This is a genomic window from Methylobacterium sp. 1973 (assembly GCF_040545035.1).
In the GTDB taxonomy this organism is placed as follows: Bacteria; Pseudomonadota; Alphaproteobacteria; order Rhizobiales; family Beijerinckiaceae; genus Methylobacterium; species Methylobacterium fujisawaense.
This window is the reverse complement of record NZ_JBEPLA010000010.1, coordinates 1-17,680: the sequence shown is the minus strand read 5'-3', so window position 1 is coordinate 17,680 and position 17,680 is coordinate 1. Positions and strand designations below refer to the sequence as shown.

The following is a 17,680-nucleotide window of genomic DNA, read 5'->3' as shown; positions in this document are numbered from 1 at the left end:
AATTCCTCAGCGCGCCGTCGAAGCGTCGCGGTCGTCCCGGATGAGGACCTTGCCGGGGTTGAGCAGGTCCTCGGGGTCGAGGGCGGCCTTGAGGCGCCGCATGAGGTCGAGCCCGACCGGATCGCCGTAGCGGGCGAGTTCCTCGCGCTTGATCAGGCCGACCCCGTGCTCGGCGGCGATGGAACCGCCGAGGTCGTGCACGATGTCGTGAACGATCCGGTTGAACCGGCCCCATTCGGCCAGGAAGTCCGCCGCCGCCATGCCGGGCGGCTGGGACAGGTTGAAATGGATGTTGCCGTCGCCGAAATGGCCGAATCCGCAGGGTCGCAGGCCGGGCATCTCCGCCGTGCAGGCCGCGCCTGCCTGCTCCAAGAACGTGGGGAGCCGCGACAGCGGTACCGACACGTCGTGCTTGATCGACGCGCCTTCGCGGGTCTGCGCTTCGGGAACGCCCTCTCGCAGACGCCAGAGCGCGGCGTTCTGGGCGCCGCTGGTGCCGATCGTGGCGTCCGCGATCACCCCGTCCGCCAGGGCCTGCCCGAGGGCGGATTCCAGCTCGGCCTGCGTGTCGGCATCCGGGCGCGCGGACGCGACCTCGATCAGCGCGTAGGCGCCGTGCGCGCCGTCCAGCGGCCGCACCGTTCCCGGGACGTGGCGCAGCACGATCTCCAGGGCGAACGGCGGCAGGTATTCGAAGGCCGTCAGGTCGCGGTCCATCCGCGCCCGCAGGAACACGAACAGGTCGAGGGCGGCCCTGGCCGAATCGAGCCCCACGAAAGCGACGCTTGTGGAGCGCGGCCGCGGGAACAGCTTCAGCACGGCCGCGGTGACGATGCCCAGCGTGCCTTCGGAGCCGATGAAGAGCTGCTTCAGGTCATAGCCGGCATTGTCCTTGCGCAGGGACTTGAGCCCGTTCCAGACCCGTCCGTCCGCGAGCACGACCTCGAGCCCCAGGACGAGGTCGCGGGCGTTGCCGTAGGCGAGGACCGCGATCCCGCCGGCATTGGTGCTGACGCCGCCGCCGATCCGGGCCGAGCCCCGGGACGCATAGGAGAGCGGAAACAGCATGCCGGCCGCCTCGGCCGCGTCCTGCACGTCCTGCAGGATCATCCCGGCCTCCACCGTGATGGTGGCATCCACCGAATCGACCGCCCGCAGCCGGGTCATGCGCTCCAGGGACAGCACCACGCCTCCTTGCGGCACCCCGGCGCCCGTCAGGCCGGTATTGCCGCCGAGCGGCACGACCGCGATGCCGGCCTGCGTGCAGGCGCGGACCGCGAAGGCGACCTCCTCGGTGCTCCCGGGCCGCAGCACGGCGAGGGCCGATCCGGTGAACAGGCGCCGGCTCTCGGTCAGGTAGGGCGCCAGGGCGTCCGGATCGGTCAGCACGTGCCGCGCGCCGAGCCCGTCCCGCAGGGCGGTCAGCAGGGTGTCGAGGGCGGCTGTCGGGGTCATCGCAAAGATTCTGTAGGCCAGAGGCGGGGGTACGCAAGCTCCGGTATGGCGCGCGCCGGTGCGGACCTTACAACGATGATGTAGGGCCCGGGCGTCGTCGCGCCGGGCCGTCCGGACGATCCACCGCAGAGGCAGAGATGCTCTCCGTCATCCAGAACCCGCAACGCATCGCGCTCCCCATCGTGGGCAGCAGCGACCTGTTTCCCGTGCGCCGCGTCTATTGCGTCGGCCGCAACTACGCCGCCCATGCCCGCGAGATGGGGGCGGACCCCGACCGGGAGCCGCCGTTCTTCTTCATGAAGCCCGCGGACGCCCTGCAGATCGTCGGTTCCGAGCCGACGCCTCACGCCTACCCCCCGAAGACCGGCAACTACCATTTCGAGGTCGAGATGGTGGCGGCCCTCGCCAGCGGCGGCAGCGACATCCCGGCGGAGACCGCCCTCGACCACGTCTACGGCTACGCGGTCGGCCTCGACATGACCCGGCGCGACGTCCAGGACGAGGCCAAGAAGATGTCGCGGCCCTGGGACACCGCCAAGGCGGCCGACGGGTCCGGCCCGATCGGCGCGCTGCATCCGGTCTCCGTTTTCGGCCATCCGGCGCGGGGCGCGATCACGCTGTCGGTGGACGGCGAGATTCGTCAGAAGGGCGACCTGGCCGACATGATCTGGTCCGTCGCCGAGCAGATCGCCTACCTGTCGGGTTACTTCGCCCTGCAACCGGGCGACCTGATCTTCACCGGCACGCCCGCCGGCGTCGGCCCGGTCCAGCGCGGTCAGCGCATGGTCGCGGCGATCGCCGGGCTCGGCGAGATCACCCTCGACGTCGTCTGAGCCGCGCACCCGCATGCTCCTCGACCGGCCGCTCCTGCGGCGCCTGTTCCACCTCGGGGCTCTCGCGTCCCGGGGCATGACCCTCGGCGTGCGCGGCGTCGCCCTGGACGGGGCGGGACGTGTAGCCCTCGTGCGCCACACCTATGTCAGCGGCTGGCACCTGCCCGGCGGCGGTGTGGAGCGCGGCGAGGCCGTGCGCGACGCGATGGTGCGGGAATTCCGCGAGGAGGCCGAGATCGTGCCCCAGGGGGAGCCGCGCCTGCATGCCCTCTACCGGAATGTGGTGGCCGCCCCCCGCGATCACGTCGCATTGTTCGTCCTGCCGGCCTTCACGGTGCTGCGTCCCAAGGCGCCGGACCGGGAGGTCGCCGAATGCGCCTTCTTCGCGCTGGACGCATTGCCCGAGGGCACCACCCGGGGGACCCGCGCCCGGCTCCGCGAGATCCACGAAGGCCTCCCGCCGGACCCGAATTGGTAAATCGTCACGGTTCGCGAAAAGGGCGCTTGCGTCGTCCGCAGGAATGGTGTTTAGAGAGCCGCGCCGGGGGCCGCCGGCACGAAAGTCCAGGCGGCGCGGCACTAGTGAGCGGGTGTAGCTCAGGGGTAGAGCACAACCTTGCCAAGGTTGGGGTCGAGGGTTCGAATCCCTTCGCCCGCTCCAGTTTTCCCAACCATACGATCGACTTACAAGGCCGCAGCTCTGCGGCCTTTGTCGTTTCTGGGTCCTGCAGAAGCATCCTTGACCGCCGGGCCATGGGGCTCCGGAGGAGGCCGAGCAATACGGTGACCGTCGGGACCACCGTACCGCTCGGCCTCGACGTTTCTCGGATCAGGCAGTCTGCTTCCGCAGGGCCGACAGGGCGTGCCACGTCGGCGCCAGCACGAAGCTCGTCAGCGGAATCAGCAGGCCGCCGACCACCAGCCCGATCAGGCCCGACGCGAGGGCTGTGACCAGCCATTCGACGAAGCCCTTGGCGAACGGCAGGCGCGCGGACGCTGCCGTCGCCGCATCGTGGGCGGCGTGCGCAGGCCATGCCAGGCCGTAGGTCTCCAGGCCGTGCATCAGGATCCCGCCGCCGACCCAGATCATGGCCGCCGTACCGACGACGGCCAGGAGACCGAGCAGGATCGGCATGCCTTTAACGACGCCGCGGCCGAGCCCGCGGACGAGGCTTCCGAGCGGCGGCCCGGCCGTGCTGCGGGCCAGAGCCAAGCCCGCGTCGTCAGCCTTCACGATCACAGCGACCACGCCGTAGACGCCCACGGTGATGCCCAGAGCAACGATGGCCAGGACGGCCGCCCGCATCCAGAAGCTGCCCTCCGGCAAGGCCGCGAGGGTGATGGCCATGATCTCGGCCGAGAGGATGAAGTCGGTCTTGATGGCGCTCGCCACGCGGCGCTCTTCTCCGGCCGCAGCGCCACCGGCGCCGTCCGCGTGGTCCGCCGCGTCGCCGTGGGCGCGATGGGGAAAGAGGCCCTCGTAGACCTTCTCGGTGCCTTCGTAGCAGAGATACGCACCGCCCAGCATCAGGAGCGGCGTGATCGCCCAGGGCGCGAAGGCGCTCAGCGCCAGGGCGCCCGGGAGCAGGAACAGGAGCTTGTTGCGGAGCGATCCGAGGGCGATCTTGCCGACGATGGGCAGCTCGCGCTCCGCCGCGAAGCCGACGACGTAGCGGGGCGTGACCGCCGCATCGTCGATGACGACACCGGCCGCTTTGGTTCCGGCTTTCGCGGCCTGGCCTGCCACGTCGTCGAGGGACGCCGCCGCACTCCTGACCATGAAGGCGACATCGTCCAGCAGGGCAATCAATCCGACGCTCACACGTCTCCCCTCATCCGTATTCGGTCCGCCAGACAGACGAACCGCGCCGCGATTTGATCCGTCGCGCTCAAAGAATCGCGGCTCCTAGCGCAGGGCCAGGGCATCGAGCCATCCGTGCGCGGCCGCGTAACGGATGATCTCCGCACGCGTGCGCAGGCCGAGCTTTTCGGCGGCCCGCGCCTTGTAGGTCTCCACGGACTTGACGCTGAGATCGAAGCGGCGCGCGATCTCCTTGTTGCTGAAGCCCTGGGCGATCAGGCGAAGGACGTCCGTCTCGCGCGGGCTCAGCGCGTCTGCGGCAGGCTCGGCCACCGAGATCCGGGAGTCTGCCGCAGGATGCGCCAGGGCATGGCTCGCCACCGAGGGGTCGAGATAGACGCCGCCTGCGGCGACGGCGCGGACCGCGCGGAGCAGATCCTCCGCAGCCGAGCGTTTGAGCAGGTATCCCCGGGCGCCGGCCTTGAGCAGCGGCTGGACGTAGGCCGCATCCTCATGGACCGTCAGAACCAGCACGCGCGTTCGCGGGCACGCATCCGCCACGCGCTCGGTGAGCTCGAGCCCGTTGAGACCGGGCATCGAAACATCGACCACGGCGACGTCGGGGTCGGCTGCATGGATCATCGGCAGCGCCTCGCTGCCGTTCGTCGCCTCGCCCACCAGCTCGATCTCGGGGTCGGCGTTCAGGAGCGTCCGGATCCCGGCGAGGACGATGGGGTGGTCGTCGGCCAGGGCGACGCGGATGCGATCCATCGGGCGCTTCTCCTCAGGGTTCGGGATGGTGCGGTACGGGAATGGTCACGAACAGGGTTGTGCCGACATCCGGGGACGATTCCAGCGTGAGCGTCCCGCCGAGAAGGGACAGGCGCTCTCGGATCCCGGACAGTCCCAGCCGCAGCTTGGCCTGTCCATCGCTGCCGGAACGGTCTCGGAGGTCCTCGGCGTTGAAGCCGACGCCGTCATCCTCGATGACGACCCGCATCTCGGCGGTGCGCTTCTCCACCGACACGCTGACGCTCGCGGCGCGGGCATGCTTGAGTACGTTGGTGAGGGCCTCCTGCACGATCCGGTAGACGGCCGTCTCGATGGCGGCCGGCAGACGGGTCGCCTCGTTCAGGCATTCCAGATCGGCGCGGATCCCGTGCCGCTGGCTCCAGTCGCGCAGCAGGGTCGCGAGCGCCTCGCGCAGGCCGAGATCGTCGAGGGCGGTCGGCCTCAGGTCGACGGCAGCCCGATGGATGTCGCGTCCGATCTCCCCGGCGAGCGCTTGCAGCCACTCCATCTGCCTTCCGGCTTCGGCTGTGGCACCGCGGGCCAGGAGCCGCTCCATGCTCTTGAGGCCCAGCGACAGGCCGGTCACCGTCTGGCCGACCTGATCGTGGAGTTCCCGCGCGATCCGGCGCTGCTCGTTCTCCTGCGCCTCGCCGAGGCGGCGGAGCAGCGCGGACCGTTCGGCCTCGGCGCGCTTGCGCGGCTCGATATCCGAGACCACGCCGTAGATCAGCCCATCCGGGGTGTCCTCGTGAAGCTGTGGCACGCGACCGGCCACGCGGACCCAGCGCGGTTCCCGATCGAGCCGGTTCACGCGGAACTCGACGTCGAGCGGCGTACCCTCCGCGAGGCTCCGGCGCAGGGCTTCGCTCAGGCGCCCGCGATCCTCCGGCTCGACCGCCTGCAGGACGGTATCGGCGTCCACGGCGCTGTCGCGCCCTTCCGCGGCCGCCCGCCACCCCAGAAGCTCGGCCGCGCGCGCAGAACCCGTCACCCGGCGCGCGACGGTGTCCCAGCGCAACGTGCCGAGTTCCGCGGCCTCGGCGGCGACGGCGCCCTGCTCCTCGCTGGACCGGAGGGCGAGGGAGAACCGGGCCTGCTCGCCCGCACGGCGCTGTGCCATGTCGCGGCCCACCAATCCGACCAGCGCCAGGGCGAGGCCGATGCTGACGAAGCTGCCGCCGCCCAGCACGACATACGACCGTGACACCGGGGCGTTGAGGGTGGCGACCGGCATCCCGAAATGCACCGACCAGCCGCCGGTGTGCTTCAGCGTCCGGTAGACCACCTCGACATTCGCGCCCTCCAGCGTCGGGCCGGTGTAGAATCCGTTGGGCGCGTGCCGGATCGCCGCCTGCAAGGCGGGATTCGCCGGGTGGCCGAGTTCCTCGACCTCGGCCCGGGTCCGGGCGATGGTGTTCCCGTCCGCATCCACGATGGTACCGACCCAGCCCTCGGGGGCACCGGCATCCCGCAGGATCGAGCTCACCGCGTTGGTGGCAAGCCGGACCGACAGCACGTAGCGCAGGATCCCGTCGCGGATGACCGGGACGCGAAGGGCGACGAGGCGCTTGCCGGAGATCAGGCCGGCCGGACCGATGCCGCCGATCACCGGCTGACGCGTCTGCACCACGGCGTCGAAGCTCTGCCGGTCCGAAGTCGGTCCCAGTTCCTCTTCGAGGGAGCGGAGCAGGTTGACGATCTGAGCGCCGTCCGGACCGGCAAGTTCCACCGTCTCCCAGAGCGGATGCGCCTGCCTCAGCCGCTCGGCCTCGGCGTAGAAGGCCGCGAGATCCGGTCGGTCGAGGGTGGCGGAGGCGGCCTCCGCTTCGAGAACCGCGATCTGGGCCGCAATGTCCGAGGCGACGCGCTCGGCCACACGGGTCGCGCTGGCGACCGCAGCGCTCCGGGCGAGGTCGCGCTGCTGCTGCGCCATGAGCGTGGCGACCCAGCCGCTCAGCAGCAGGACCGGTATGGCCGCCGCGAGGGCGAGGGCGATGAAGGTCCGGCGGCTGCCGCGGCTCAGCGGGGGCTCAGACCCGTGGATGGCGGCGTCGCGGGGCCGGATGTTCATGGGCCCGGGCGCGGGCACGCAGCGCGCCAAGGCGAATCAGACCTCCATCGCTCAGGCGGCTCGGCCTTCCTGTCTCGCCGTCCCGAGCGCATCGCCACCTGCCTCCCGAGTCCCCGTCCCGGCCCGTGTGCCACGCGCTCTGTCGCGGAAAAGTCGCCCCGCGATCAAGCCGGCGGGAGTGCGTCCGAAGCGAGGGTGGTGTCGCACAGCGCCGATCCGGGCAGCATCCGGGCCGGATGCGGCATCCGCGTCGCAACGGCCCAGGAGGAGCCGTCATAGCCTTCGAACCACGCGCGGCGCTCGCGCGACTCGCCGGGATACGGACAGGCATCGCGGGGCCGACCGACGGAACGCGCGCGGGCCCCCTGTTTGACGATGTCCATGAGCATGGGCGCTGATCTCTCCGGCTGCTCGGGATGATGTCCCGCACCGTGAGAAGCGCGCAGTTCGAACGGTCGAGCAAGCTGTTTCAGATCGCGATGCTGCTCTCACCGACGCGTGTCGGGTTTATCCCGACACGCTGTGCAGACGATCATCCGTTGACCATTGCGCGAAAGCGGCACCCAAGCGGCAAATCATGCGGTCATTGAGCGTCGACGCCTGTCGGGACGCCCGCGGTTCCTTGCCGGTTCCTGCGCAGGGGGCACCCGGACAGCCTTCATGGCCCGCGGATCCGGGAGGCTGCCGCACGTCGGCTTCCCGGATCCTGAGGGGCTTCCTAGAAGCCGCAGCCGTAGCCGGCCGGCGCGTAACGGTAGCCGTAGGGACGGCTGTAGACCGGCCGATAGAGGTTCGGCCCGGCAGCCGCCGCCGCAAGGCCGAGGCCGGTGGCGAAACCCGGCCCGCGGTACCCACGGGGACCGCTGTAGCCGTAGGCGTGCGGCCGGTAGCCATAGGCGGAGGGGCGGAAGGTCACACCCCGATATCCACGATACCGCCTGTGGTGTGGGCGGAACCGGTGGATGTGGTGCCGGTGGAGGCGGTGATGGTGCAATCCGTGGCGTCGCCCTCTCCAGGCGCCATGGCCCAGATGGTGGTGCCCGTGATGGAGGCCGGGGCCATGACCGTAGGGCCGCGCTTCGCTCGACGGCGCAAACAGAACGAGGCTCGAGAGCGCCGTGAGGGTGATCGCAAGACGTTTCATGGGCTGAACTCCACGGAAGAGGAAGGACGACCGTGCGGCCACGGTCGGACGGGGAACCGAGCCTTCGCCGCCGTCGAATGCGGCCGCGTGCCCCGAAGGCGGCGGACGAAGATCGAAATCTCCCGCCACTGTCCCGCCGTCCCATCTGTGGTCCGCTGCACCGATCAGCAGTCGGAGAGATCGGCAGACGTGTCAGGGTCGGCCCGACATGCTTGCGCTGAAGGCCTGGCTTAGCTTGGCGGTAGGGAGCCCCGGTCGACGGGGCTGCGGGCGCCTCGCCGCATGGTCGCGCCAGGGGGAACGGCATGAAGTTGGCGGTGGGCCTGCCCGTGCGGCGCGCGCGGAACTGGTATCGGCGTTGTGGGCGCGTGGGATCCCCGCTGAAGATCACGCGGGAGCGGCACGGTCCGCAGGCCGGCCGGACGCGTACGCTAGAGGACTGGGCGCGATTCGGAGGCGGCCTGCTCGCGTCCGATCTCTCCGAGGTCCCGCGCGCGCACAGTCCGGTCTGGACCGAGAGACGGTGGCACGGCCTGGACTGGCCTCAGGCCAACGGACCCTGGGCGTAGCCGGGCGTTTAGAATTGGGAGAAGCCTGCGGATGGCCGGAACCCAGGGAGAGCCGTCACCGAGGCGGATGCCCCGCGTGCTCGGCCGCCGGACGACCTCGTAACCCCATGTGCGGCGGCGCGGCCGGGCCGACGTCGGAGACCCGCGGCCTCCGCGAAGCCGGCGCCTCGACCAATCGCGCTGACGCCTTTATCCTCCACGAAGATCATGGCGCGGCCGATCGTGCGTCTCGTGACGCGTCTCTCCTCTCCGCCGCCACGCCCCGACCAGCATCAGCAAGCCCTGCACGGCGGCGAGCAGCAGGGTCAGGGCCATGAAAGGCAGGAAGGCGATCAACACCCAGCCCGTCATCATCAGTCCGTACAGCAGCTCGCCGATATCGTGACCGGCGATCGGGCAGGGATACGTGTTTGCCTCGTTGACTTGACAGCCGGTGAGGCTGGTCAGCGCGGCACCGGCGGCGAAGGGCAAAGCCGGCAGCCACGCGACGACCATCAGGATCAGGATGACGCGCAGACGCCGGCGGGACCGGTCCGGCCGTCCAGTCTCAAGGGCGCTCATCGGACCTCCTCCTTCGGGCGGGGGCGGATCGGTCGGTGCCCGCCTGCACCGGTCGCGCCCCATGCGAGTTCCCGTGGCCGCGGCGGTGGCGGGTCGTCGCGCCGGCCGTGACGGGCAGCGCCAGGATTTCGCCGACCGTCGTAGTCTGCCTCACGCTGTTCTTGCCGATCACCACAGCTGCGCCGTGGGCGGTCTCGGCCAAGGCCGCCGGATCGGGTGCTGCCCGGGCTGGTCGTATTCGGCTCTGGCCGATCAGGCCGAACGGAGTGATCGCGGTGCGGGCGGCGGACGTCCGGGCAGATCCCGGTCGGCTCTCGGCAAGAACGTCCTCCTGCCCCGGGTCGCGGCCCGAGCTCATGATCCTCGACACGGGGTGCAACCGGTTCGGGCGCACGACAGGGTTATCCGCCGCGGGATCAGGACACAATGTCACACCGTGGATGCACGGATTGGCGCTGCCGTTCAGCCGGCGCTGGCTCGCCGCCCATTGACGGCGCGTGGATTGAAGCGTTGCCCGGAAGGGCCGAGCATGTGAGCGGGATCGCTTAGATATCGTCCCGCGGAGGACCGGCATGCGGCAGGCTTTGCAACGTCCCCGCGGCAACGCTCAGGCGCGCCGTCACGGCGCAAGATCGGGTTTGGCTGTCCTGAGCGCGGGTTTCGCTGTGGCCGGGCTCCTCGGACCGGCTAAGTTCGCGAACGCCGAGGACGGCCCGAGCTATCTGGAGGACCGGCGTGGCGTGTTCCTGCCTTTCCTGAATGCACCGCAACCCGGCGAGGCCATCGCGCAGTCGCCGCGGCTCGGGCTCTCCTTCGGCGGCGCGGTCCGGCCCGTATTGGTGGATACCGGCTCGACCGGCATCGTGGTCTCGGCCAGCCGCATCCCCGACAACGCGACGCTGCCCAGCCAGCCTGGGCGCATCACCTACACGAGCTCCGGCCGCATCATGATCGGCCGCTGGATACGCGTCCCGGTAATCCTGTGGGGCCGCGTCGGCGAGAGCGTGGCGACGCGACCGATCCCGGTCCTCGCGGTCGACCGCATCGCCTGCACCGCGCAGGCCCGCCACTGCACCCCGGAAGAGGCGCCGGAGCACGTGGCCATGCTGGGCATCGGATTCGGCCGCGAGGACGACAGCCAGAGCCAGAGCACGCCCGACACCAATCCCCTGCTCAATGCAGAGCCGTCCGGCCCCGGTGAGATCCGGCGCGGCTACGTGCTCACCGCCCGAGGCGTCCATGTCGGCCTGACGCGCGCAAACACCCACGGCCGCTACCGCTTCGTCAAGCTCGATCCCCACCCGCGCGTGCCGGGCGACTGGCTGGGCGTGCCCGTGTGCATTTCCGTCGACGGTCAGGAGCCGGGCGCCTGCGGCCGGGCACTGCTCGACACCGGCGTCACCGCCATGTTCCTGACCCTGCCGCCCTCGGAGGTGGCCACCAGCCTTCAGACCGACGCGACCGGTCACAGTGCGCTCCTTCCCGGAACGCGACTGCGTTTTCGCTTCGGCGCCGCCGCCGCTTACACGGTCACCGTCGGCGACCACGCCACGGGACTCGCACCGGAGCGCATCGTTCTGAACACCACGCGCCCGCAACCCTTCGTCAATACGGGGCTGCACGTCCTGAACGGTTTCGATGTCCTGTTCGACGCCGACCGCGGATATTACGGCTTCCGCGCCCGCGGCGCGGTCCCGGACGCCGACCAACCGTGAGCCGACACCACGACGCCCGGGCACAACGGCAGCCTCGCCCCGATGCTTTCCGGGGCATGCAAGATCGCTTTGACGCGCCAGCGTCTTCAGGACTTGGCCGCGCAGATCAGGTGGCCGGGCGGCGACCTCGCCTGCCCGCCGTAGGGAAGATGATCCCTTCTCTGCGCCCCAGTCACAGGGCTTGTTCGAAGCCGTGCGAGCCGACGGACGAGAAATCCGTCGGGTTGTCCGATCTCTAAGCCGCAATGCATCCTGGAGACGATCGGGTCCCTGCCGCTGAAAGCGTAATCGACACGGTTCCCGCATCCTCGGGGACCGCACCCATGGATCCGCCCCGGTCCAGGCTGGCGGGCTGTCGAATGGTTTCGACGACGCGCTTGCCGAAGCGCGTCGGTATTCGGGGCGTGGCGCAGCCTCTCACGCCGTATCGGCTGCGGCCCGCGATGCCATCGGCGTTCGAGAGGAATCCGTCGTTGTCCGACGCTTTTCATGCAAACGGCCGGAGCGTCGCTCCGGCCGTCATGGCGATGATGTGACGAAGGCTTAGCGCAGGATTAGCGCAGGAGCTGGAGGACGCCCTGCTGCGCGGAGTTGGCCAGGGACAGGGCGGAGATGCCCATCGACTGCCGGGTCGACAGCGCCTGGGAGTTGGCCGCTTCCTGGTTCAGATCGGCGTTGGTCAGGTTGGCCGAGCCGGTCTGCAGCACGTTGATCAGCTGCTTGGAGAAGTCCTGGCGGTTCTGCACGACCGACAGGTTCGAGCCGAGCGCGCTCGCCGCGGAGTTCAGCGTGTTGCCGGCGCTCGTCAGGGTCGACAGGGTCTTGTTGACGTCCGAGTTCAACAGGAAGTTGCCGAGGCCGTTCTGGCTGGACGTGCTGTTCGAGTTGGTGATCGACGACAGGCCCAGGCCGCTGGACGTGGCATCCACCGAGGCGACGTTCAGGTTCGAGCTGCCGGTGTCGTTGAACTTGATGTTCATGTCATTGCCCTTGCCGGCAATGAGGTTGACGCCGTTGTAGCTGGCATCGCCGGCGAGCTGCGTGATCTGGTTGAGCAGGTTGTTGTACTGGCTCGCCAGAGAGGCGCGCTGCGACACGCCGGAGATCGAGAGGTCGCTGGAGACGACGGTGGTGGCGGCGGTGCCGTAGGTCGAGGCGGTGGTGCTCGATCCGGTGAAGCCGAGCGCCGTCTGGCTGCCGGAGTTCTGAAACTCCACATCGGCCTGGGCGTTCAGGACGATCTTCGTGCCGGTGCTGTCAGCCGAGAAAATCGCGCCTGCGCCGAACGAGCCGCTGGACGAGGTCGACGCCGAGCTGACGGCGGCGTTCAGGGCCGCGACGGTGGCGCTGATGCTCGACGAGGCGGCGATGGTGGCCGACACGGAGGTGCCGTTGATGGTCAGGAGCACCGTCTGGGAGGCGGTGCTGGCGCTGTAGGCGTTGGCGGCGGTTCCGGTGGTGGAGAGCTGGGTCGAGAGGGCCTGGTTGGCGATGGACTTGGCCTGATCGACCAGCTTCTGGATCGAGGTGATGCCCTGGTTGGCGGCCTGGATCGTCTGGACGCCGTTGGAGATGCCGTCGAGCAGGGTGTTCAGGTTCGAGGACCGGGCGTCGAGGGACTGGGAGGTGAAGAAGTTGGTCGGGTTGTCGAGGGCGGAGTTGACCGTCTTGCCGGTGGCGAGGCGGTTTTGCGTGGTCGCCATCAGCTGGGCGGTATCCTGCAGGGAGAGCAGGTTCTGGCGTGTCGCGGCCGACAGGGTGATGGAAGACATGGATCGCTAACTTTCCAACCGGAGCAACCCGATTCTCGGGGATCGCTTAAGAATACCGCTTAAGGTTAAATACGGATTAACTGCGCGAGTATTTTCAGCGCCCCGCCGCTCCTTCCGAAACCCTGTGCCGGCGCTAGGCTCATCTGCCCGCTGCAGCACAGGCCGGTATCGGCCGATTGGAGACTTGATCACGCGCGGTCGCTCATGCCGCCTGATATCTCAGTGGTCGGACCGGTACGGCGAGCCGCGCGAAGAAAAATCAATCGAGTGCGTAGCCGAGCAGGCCCTCGGTCGTATGCCCTTCACAGCCCGCGAGGGTCGATACGAAGTGATCGCGACCGCCGGCATTGCAGCGGTAGATGGGGTGGCTGCCGGGCCTGGGGGCCTCGTAGACGTAGCCGGTCTGCCCCAGCGGGGTCTGCCCCTCGCAGCGCACGTCCCGGCTGAGGAAGTGATCCTGTCCCGCCACGCAACTCATCAGTCTTGCGGTCCCGGGGGCCGAAAGCGTCAGCACGCTGCCGACGCTGCCCTCGGCCCTGTAGGCGGGCGCGACATAGCCCGTCGTGACCCAATGTCCGGCGGGACCAATGGCGCGCCGCAAGGGCAAACGGTCGGCACCGCGGGTCGCGCGCGCCTCGGCGATCCGCCACGTGCCCGGGTAAGGGTCGCCGCCCGAGAAGAAGACGGTGATGTCAGGCAGGAAGGGCGTGAGGCTCCCCGTACCGTCCCGCCGGAAGCCCGGACTGTGATTGAGATAGAAGCCGGTCACGTCGGAGTTCAGATAGCCGAGCGGCGTCCAACGTGCCGGTGACCCGCTCAACAGGACCTTCAAGGGCATCTTGAACAGGCCCATCTGGTAGGTTTCGCGGTCGGGGTTGCGGGCCGGATCCTTGCAGGCCACCTGATGGCACACGCGACCCGGAAGCCCGGTGATGACGTAGACGTCTCCCGTCTTGGCATCGTACGCGAAATCGGAGTTCGGATTGATGGTCGCTCCATCGGTCGTCCCGTTGGGGATTCGCACCGGCGCCCCGAAATGGATGCCGTCCGCGGTGTGACGGACGTAGAGATCGCCGAAGCCGGCAACGCCCTGTGGTCCGGTGAGGTCCGTCGTGAAAACGAAGAGACCGGACTTGCCGTCCGTGAACGACGCCGGCTGACCGGTGCCGTAATTGCCCTGCGCCACCGCCGGGTTAAGCGGCCTGATGACCGGTTCAGGATAGTCGACCCACGTCACCTTGTCGTTCGAGAATGCGAGACCGGTCTGATTGTTGTTCCCAGGCTGGTTGTCCGCGCCCGAATAGTACATCGCATAGGTGTAGGTCTGGCCGTCCCCGGGGTTGACGAAGCGGCCCCGGATCACGCTGGGATCACAGACGTATTGGCGGTTCCAGGAGCCGGGCGTCGGCTTGAACACGATCCGGGCCGGCGAGAAGCCGGTCTGCGGGTCGTAGGATCGATGGAAGATGACATCGGTCTGGCCCTGACCGCACCACCAGAAATCGGTGACGCCGTTCTCCGAGATGATGCTGGGCGCGTAATTGTAGCCGGCCGGATTCGCCTCGTTGACGAAGAGGGGCTGCGCGTCGGGTCCCTTCCAGTCGGCCTCGACCCGGGCCGGAAGGGCGAGCGACGCCAGCACCAGGGCGAAAAGGGCGCCGATGAGCAGGGCAGAACCGGGCTTCACTCTCACGATCTCCCGCGATGCGCGCCGTCCGTTTCAACGCCGGCCGGAGCACCTGTCCCGAGACTGGCGACCTGAATAAGGCGGCCCTGCTGCCGACGGCCTGAACGCCTGGATCGCGCGTGGGTCGGCATCCGACCGGGGCCGACCCTACGGGTCCTGCGCAGGGGCGACGGGGCGCCGGCAGTTCGGACGGAGGGCGCGACCCAGGAGCGATTGCCGGCCCAGGATCATCTCGAAGAAATCGTATTCTCCGGGCCTGAAATTGGCTTTCAGGAACTGGAAGTGCATGTGAAACGGCCGAAGACGCAAGCGCTTGTAGTCACATTCCGGTATCCGGTCCTTGACCCCAGCCGATCGTATCAATGGATTGTGGGCGAGAAAGGCCGGTCTCTCGAGACCGATGTCGAAAATGGGGTTGAACCCGTAGCAGTTGAGCCAATCCTGCGGCGCCTGATAGTCGCACCAGACGATGCGGTCGCTGTAGACGAGCGACGCGATGCGTGCGCGGATCCCCACGGCTTCCTTCGGCAACGCGACGAAGGGAAGCCCCGAGCCCAGCGTGACCAGGGACAGGCGGGGTAGGGGCCGATCGTCCGTACCGAGGCGCGCGAGGATCCGGGCAGCGACCTCCACGGCCATGGCAGCACCGAGGGAATGACCGACGATCATGACCTCATCGGGCGCCTCCGCCGGATGCGCACGCCATTGTGCCAGTTCCGTCAGGATTCGCTCGCTGAAGAGCGCGATTCGCGCCTCGTAATCCGGTCGCCGGCCCGTGGCATGCTGCCAGAAGAAGATGCGTATGCTCAGGATATGCCAGAAGAACAGCCGGCCCAGCGCCTTGCGGATGGCGTAGAGACCCGTGCCCGCGGCCACGGCGCAGATCAGCGCCGCCCCGACCGTTTCCATCGGCGATAACGGTTTCAGGACGGCGAAGAGCGCCGTGCCGGCCGAGATCAGCAGGGCCGGGACGACGAAGACGACGAAGAACGGAAAAGCGCTCAGCAGGGTGTAGGGCCATCCGAAGCGCGCCGTCTTGAAAAACAACCCCTGTGCGAGCCCCGAAACGACGCTTCTTGCCAGCAGCGCCAGCTGGCGGAGCACGGGCCGGGAGAGATCCGCGTGGACGATGTCGCTCCAGATCAAGGTCTCGCAACAGACGGCGGCGCCGTCGCCATCGGCCGGCGGGCCGACCGTCCAGGTCCGGCTGAGACCGTCGGCGCTGGTCCGGATCTCTGAGACCGCGCGTGGCATGGTTCCGAACCGGGCCGTATGCCGGCCGAGTTCCCGTTTGAAGAACGCAGGAAACCGGATCCCGCTGCGGGCGTCGAAGCCGTGAATGAAGAAAACGTGCCGTCGCCCGACCAGTGCCGGATGAAGGTCTCTCAACTTGAATGGGGTGAACGATAAGTAGCCGCGGACCATAGGATCGGACAAGGACCTGAGCACGCGAAAGCATTGTGGCGGTCGACGGCGCCGATGGGCGCGCGCTCCATTGCACGACCGAGCGGGCTCCTCAACAGCCCGCCGGCGAAGACGGTTCCGCCGCGAGCCATCAGTCATCATCCGGACGTCCTGCGGATCTCCCTCCCATGACAAGGGGGGCGAGGTCAAAAGGCGCTGGCAGGCTGGAGAAAGACTGGACTTGTGAAAACTGAACCTCCTACGGTGCGGGACGCGGGGGCAGTGTTCAAGATTCGCATGCGCTTTTCGGGGGCCTTGAGAGCGTTTCGCACCGGCGCCCTCCGACGTCACGGGCTCGGCCACATCCAGGCTGGCTTCGATGCTGCGCCGAGCGGCTGCATCGTTCTGGTCGGGGACGTGCATGCGGCGCTCATGCCGCGACCGATCGTTCCGCGCCCCGTCCTGAACGCGGGCATCGCCGGAGCGACGGCGCGCTCCTGTGGCCGCGCCCTCGATCTGTTGCGCGCGCCCCTGCCGGCTCTGCTCGCCGTCCTGATCATCGGGACCAACGACATCCGCGCCCGCTCGGCGCTGTCGAAGGCGGCGACCGACGACTTCTTCGAGCAGACAGACCGGATCGTCGATCGCCTCCAGGCCTGGACCCTCGATACGCTCGTGGCGGCGTTGCCGCCGACCCCTGCCGCGAAGGCATCGGAACGCGACCCTGCCGCGGTCGAAGTCTATTCGGAGTGCCTCCGCGCTGTGTGTGTGCGCCGCGGCGTCTCGTTCTTCGATCCGTTTGCGGGATTGCGCGGCGCCCGTTTCGGCTTGGCCGAGGATGACGCCTTCGTCGATGGCACCTACCTGCGGGATTACACGGCCGTCGCCGCCCGCATCGCCAGCCAAGTCCGGACGCACTTCAAATCCGAGCCCTACCTGGACAGCGCGCTCCCGGGTTTCGATGAAGAATATTACAGGAGCTGGTACGCCGACACGTGTCGGTATCCCCACGGGTTGGCGCGGCACTACCTCGATCTGGGATGGCGCGAGGGGCGAGACCCGAGCGGACAGTTCAGCACCGACGGCTATCTCGAAGCCAACGCCGATGTCCGCGCCGCAGGCGTCAATCCGCTGATCCACTTTCTTGAAGTCGGCTTCGCGCAAGGTCGGACGGGTTGGCAGAAGCCGCACCCGCGTCCGACCCGCTCCCCCCACGGCGACCCGGAAGCCTGAACCGAAGACGGCCCGACAGCCCGGGACGCGCTCGTGACGGCAACCGTCGCAAAGCTGCCGCAGATTGGCGGCCAAATGCTTCCATGCGCCTCCTCCTCGCCGCCCCTGTCCTCGTCCTCATCGCCACGGGCGCAGCAGCCGGCGATACGCGCCTGGACGGAGCCGTGATTGCGGGCAGTTTCGGAATGGGGGGGTCGGACTATTACGGCGATGTCCGCAGTCGCATGCCGTTCACCCACGACGCGCCGCCCAGTCCGGTCGGGATAACCGACATCGAGCGCGTCCGGGCCGCACGCCGGCGTGCGGATGCCGGCGCCCGCCGGCCGGCCCATCGCTCCGCCCGTCGCAGCTGAACCGCCCCGGGCCCGACACTCGGTCCCACTCGGTCCGTACGAAGCGGAGGGCCGGGTCGGCAGAACCGGGACTGGACGATCCGGCCAAGGGGCGCGCCGCCTCAGTTCCGGTAGCGTTCGGCGAGGGCCATGAGGGCCTGGGCGAGTTCGGTGAGGTTGGCGGAGGCGGCCTCGACCTGCCGGGTGCCGGCCGCAGTCTGCTGGCTGGCCTGGCGGATGTTCTGGAGCGCGCCCATCACCTGCTCGATGCCGAGCTGCTGCTGGTTGGTCGAGGCGACGATCTGCTGGAA

General features: G+C 68.8%; 14 protein-coding genes, 1 tRNA gene and 1 pseudogene. 5 read left to right on the top strand and 11 right to left on the bottom strand.

Annotated features, from left to right (window positions below):
• Window positions 1-6: 6 nt before the first annotated feature.
• Window positions 7-1,455, bottom strand: coding sequence for an FAD-binding oxidoreductase (locus tag ABIC70_RS19040; protein ID WP_354440601.1), 1,449 nt, complete (start codon window positions 1,453-1,455; stop codon window positions 7-9).
• A gap of 137 nt (window positions 1,456-1,592) precedes the next feature.
• On the opposite strand from ABIC70_RS19040, the gene ABIC70_RS19035 reads away from it, so the two are divergent.
• The 3 genes from ABIC70_RS19035 (at window position 1,593) to ABIC70_RS19025 (ending at window position 2,949) form a co-directional block, all read left to right on the top strand.
• Window positions 1,593-2,288 (top strand): fumarylacetoacetate hydrolase family protein, encoded by a 696-nt coding sequence (locus tag ABIC70_RS19035; protein WP_043758285.1) that lies wholly within the window; start codon window positions 1,593-1,595, stop codon window positions 2,286-2,288.
• A gap of 13 nt (window positions 2,289-2,301) precedes the next feature.
• On the top strand, window positions 2,302-2,766 hold the full coding sequence (locus ABIC70_RS19030; protein ID WP_043378448.1) for an NUDIX domain-containing protein: 465 nt from the start codon (window positions 2,302-2,304) through the stop codon (window positions 2,764-2,766).
• Between the two features lie 108 nt (window positions 2,767-2,874).
• A tRNA-Gly gene (locus tag ABIC70_RS19025) sits at window positions 2,875-2,949 on the top strand.
• Window positions 2,950-3,117: 168 nt separating this feature from the next.
• Here the strand turns inward: ABIC70_RS19025 and ABIC70_RS19020 are convergent.
• The 6 genes from ABIC70_RS19020 to ABIC70_RS18995 all read right to left on the bottom strand — a co-directional run bounded on the left by ABIC70_RS19020 (window position 3,118) and on the right by ABIC70_RS18995 (window position 9,226).
• Entirely contained in the window at window positions 3,118-4,110 is a 993-nt protein-coding gene (locus ABIC70_RS19020) for a DUF808 domain-containing protein (protein WP_354440598.1), read from the bottom strand.
• An 84-nt stretch (window positions 4,111-4,194) separates the two neighbouring features.
• Window positions 4,195-4,860, bottom strand: coding sequence for a response regulator (locus tag ABIC70_RS19015; RefSeq protein WP_043346486.1), 666 nt, complete (start codon window positions 4,858-4,860; stop codon window positions 4,195-4,197).
• 13 nt (window positions 4,861-4,873) lie between these two features.
• Entirely contained in the window at window positions 4,874-6,952 is a 2,079-nt protein-coding gene (locus ABIC70_RS19010; protein ID WP_354440596.1) for a sensor histidine kinase, read from the bottom strand.
• Between the two features lie 164 nt (window positions 6,953-7,116).
• Window positions 7,117-7,341, bottom strand: coding sequence for a ribosome modulation factor (locus ABIC70_RS19005; protein ID WP_043346489.1), 225 nt, complete (start codon window positions 7,339-7,341; stop codon window positions 7,117-7,119).
• Between the two features lie 329 nt (window positions 7,342-7,670).
• Complete coding sequence (locus ABIC70_RS19000) at window positions 7,671-7,868, bottom strand: hypothetical protein (protein WP_246410595.1); 198 nt, start codon at window positions 7,866-7,868, stop codon at window positions 7,671-7,673.
• A gap of 986 nt (window positions 7,869-8,854) precedes the next feature.
• Window positions 8,855-9,226 (bottom strand): hypothetical protein, encoded by a 372-nt coding sequence (locus tag ABIC70_RS18995; RefSeq protein ID WP_354440593.1) that lies wholly within the window; start codon window positions 9,224-9,226, stop codon window positions 8,855-8,857.
• A gap of 638 nt (window positions 9,227-9,864) precedes the next feature.
• Here ABIC70_RS18995 and ABIC70_RS18990 point away from each other — a divergent pair.
• Window positions 9,865-10,941, top strand: coding sequence for a hypothetical protein (locus ABIC70_RS18990; protein ID WP_354440591.1), 1,077 nt, complete (start codon window positions 9,865-9,867; stop codon window positions 10,939-10,941).
• Between the two features lie 554 nt (window positions 10,942-11,495).
• On the opposite strand, the gene ABIC70_RS18985 is transcribed toward ABIC70_RS18990, so the two are convergent.
• The 3 genes from ABIC70_RS18985 to ABIC70_RS18975 all read right to left on the bottom strand — a co-directional run bounded on the left by ABIC70_RS18985 (window position 11,496) and on the right by ABIC70_RS18975 (window position 15,825).
• The gene (locus tag ABIC70_RS18985; RefSeq protein WP_043346491.1) at window positions 11,496-12,713 is read right to left on the bottom strand and encodes a flagellin N-terminal helical domain-containing protein; all 1,218 of its coding nucleotides are present in this window, start codon (window positions 12,711-12,713) and stop codon (window positions 11,496-11,498) included.
• 259 nt (window positions 12,714-12,972) lie between these two features.
• Window positions 12,973-14,400 carry a hypothetical protein gene (locus ABIC70_RS18980; protein WP_354440589.1) on the bottom strand — a complete coding sequence of 476 codons (1,428 nt, stop codon included), beginning with the start codon at window positions 14,398-14,400 and terminating at the stop codon, window positions 12,973-12,975.
• Window positions 14,401-14,547: 147 nt separating this feature from the next.
• On the bottom strand, window positions 14,548-15,825 hold the full coding sequence (locus tag ABIC70_RS18975) for a lipase family protein (protein WP_354440587.1): 1,278 nt from the start codon (window positions 15,823-15,825) through the stop codon (window positions 14,548-14,550).
• Between the two features lie 261 nt (window positions 15,826-16,086).
• On the opposite strand from ABIC70_RS18975, the gene ABIC70_RS18970 reads away from it, so the two are divergent.
• Window positions 16,087-17,037, top strand: a complete 951-nt coding sequence (locus ABIC70_RS18970; protein WP_354440583.1) for an SGNH/GDSL hydrolase family protein — start codon at window positions 16,087-16,089, stop codon at window positions 17,035-17,037.
• Between the two features lie 454 nt (window positions 17,038-17,491).
• On the opposite strand, the pseudogene ABIC70_RS18965 reads toward ABIC70_RS18970, so the two are convergent.
• A pseudogene (locus tag ABIC70_RS18965) lies at window positions 17,492-17,680 on the bottom strand (methyl-accepting chemotaxis protein); the annotation flags it as partial.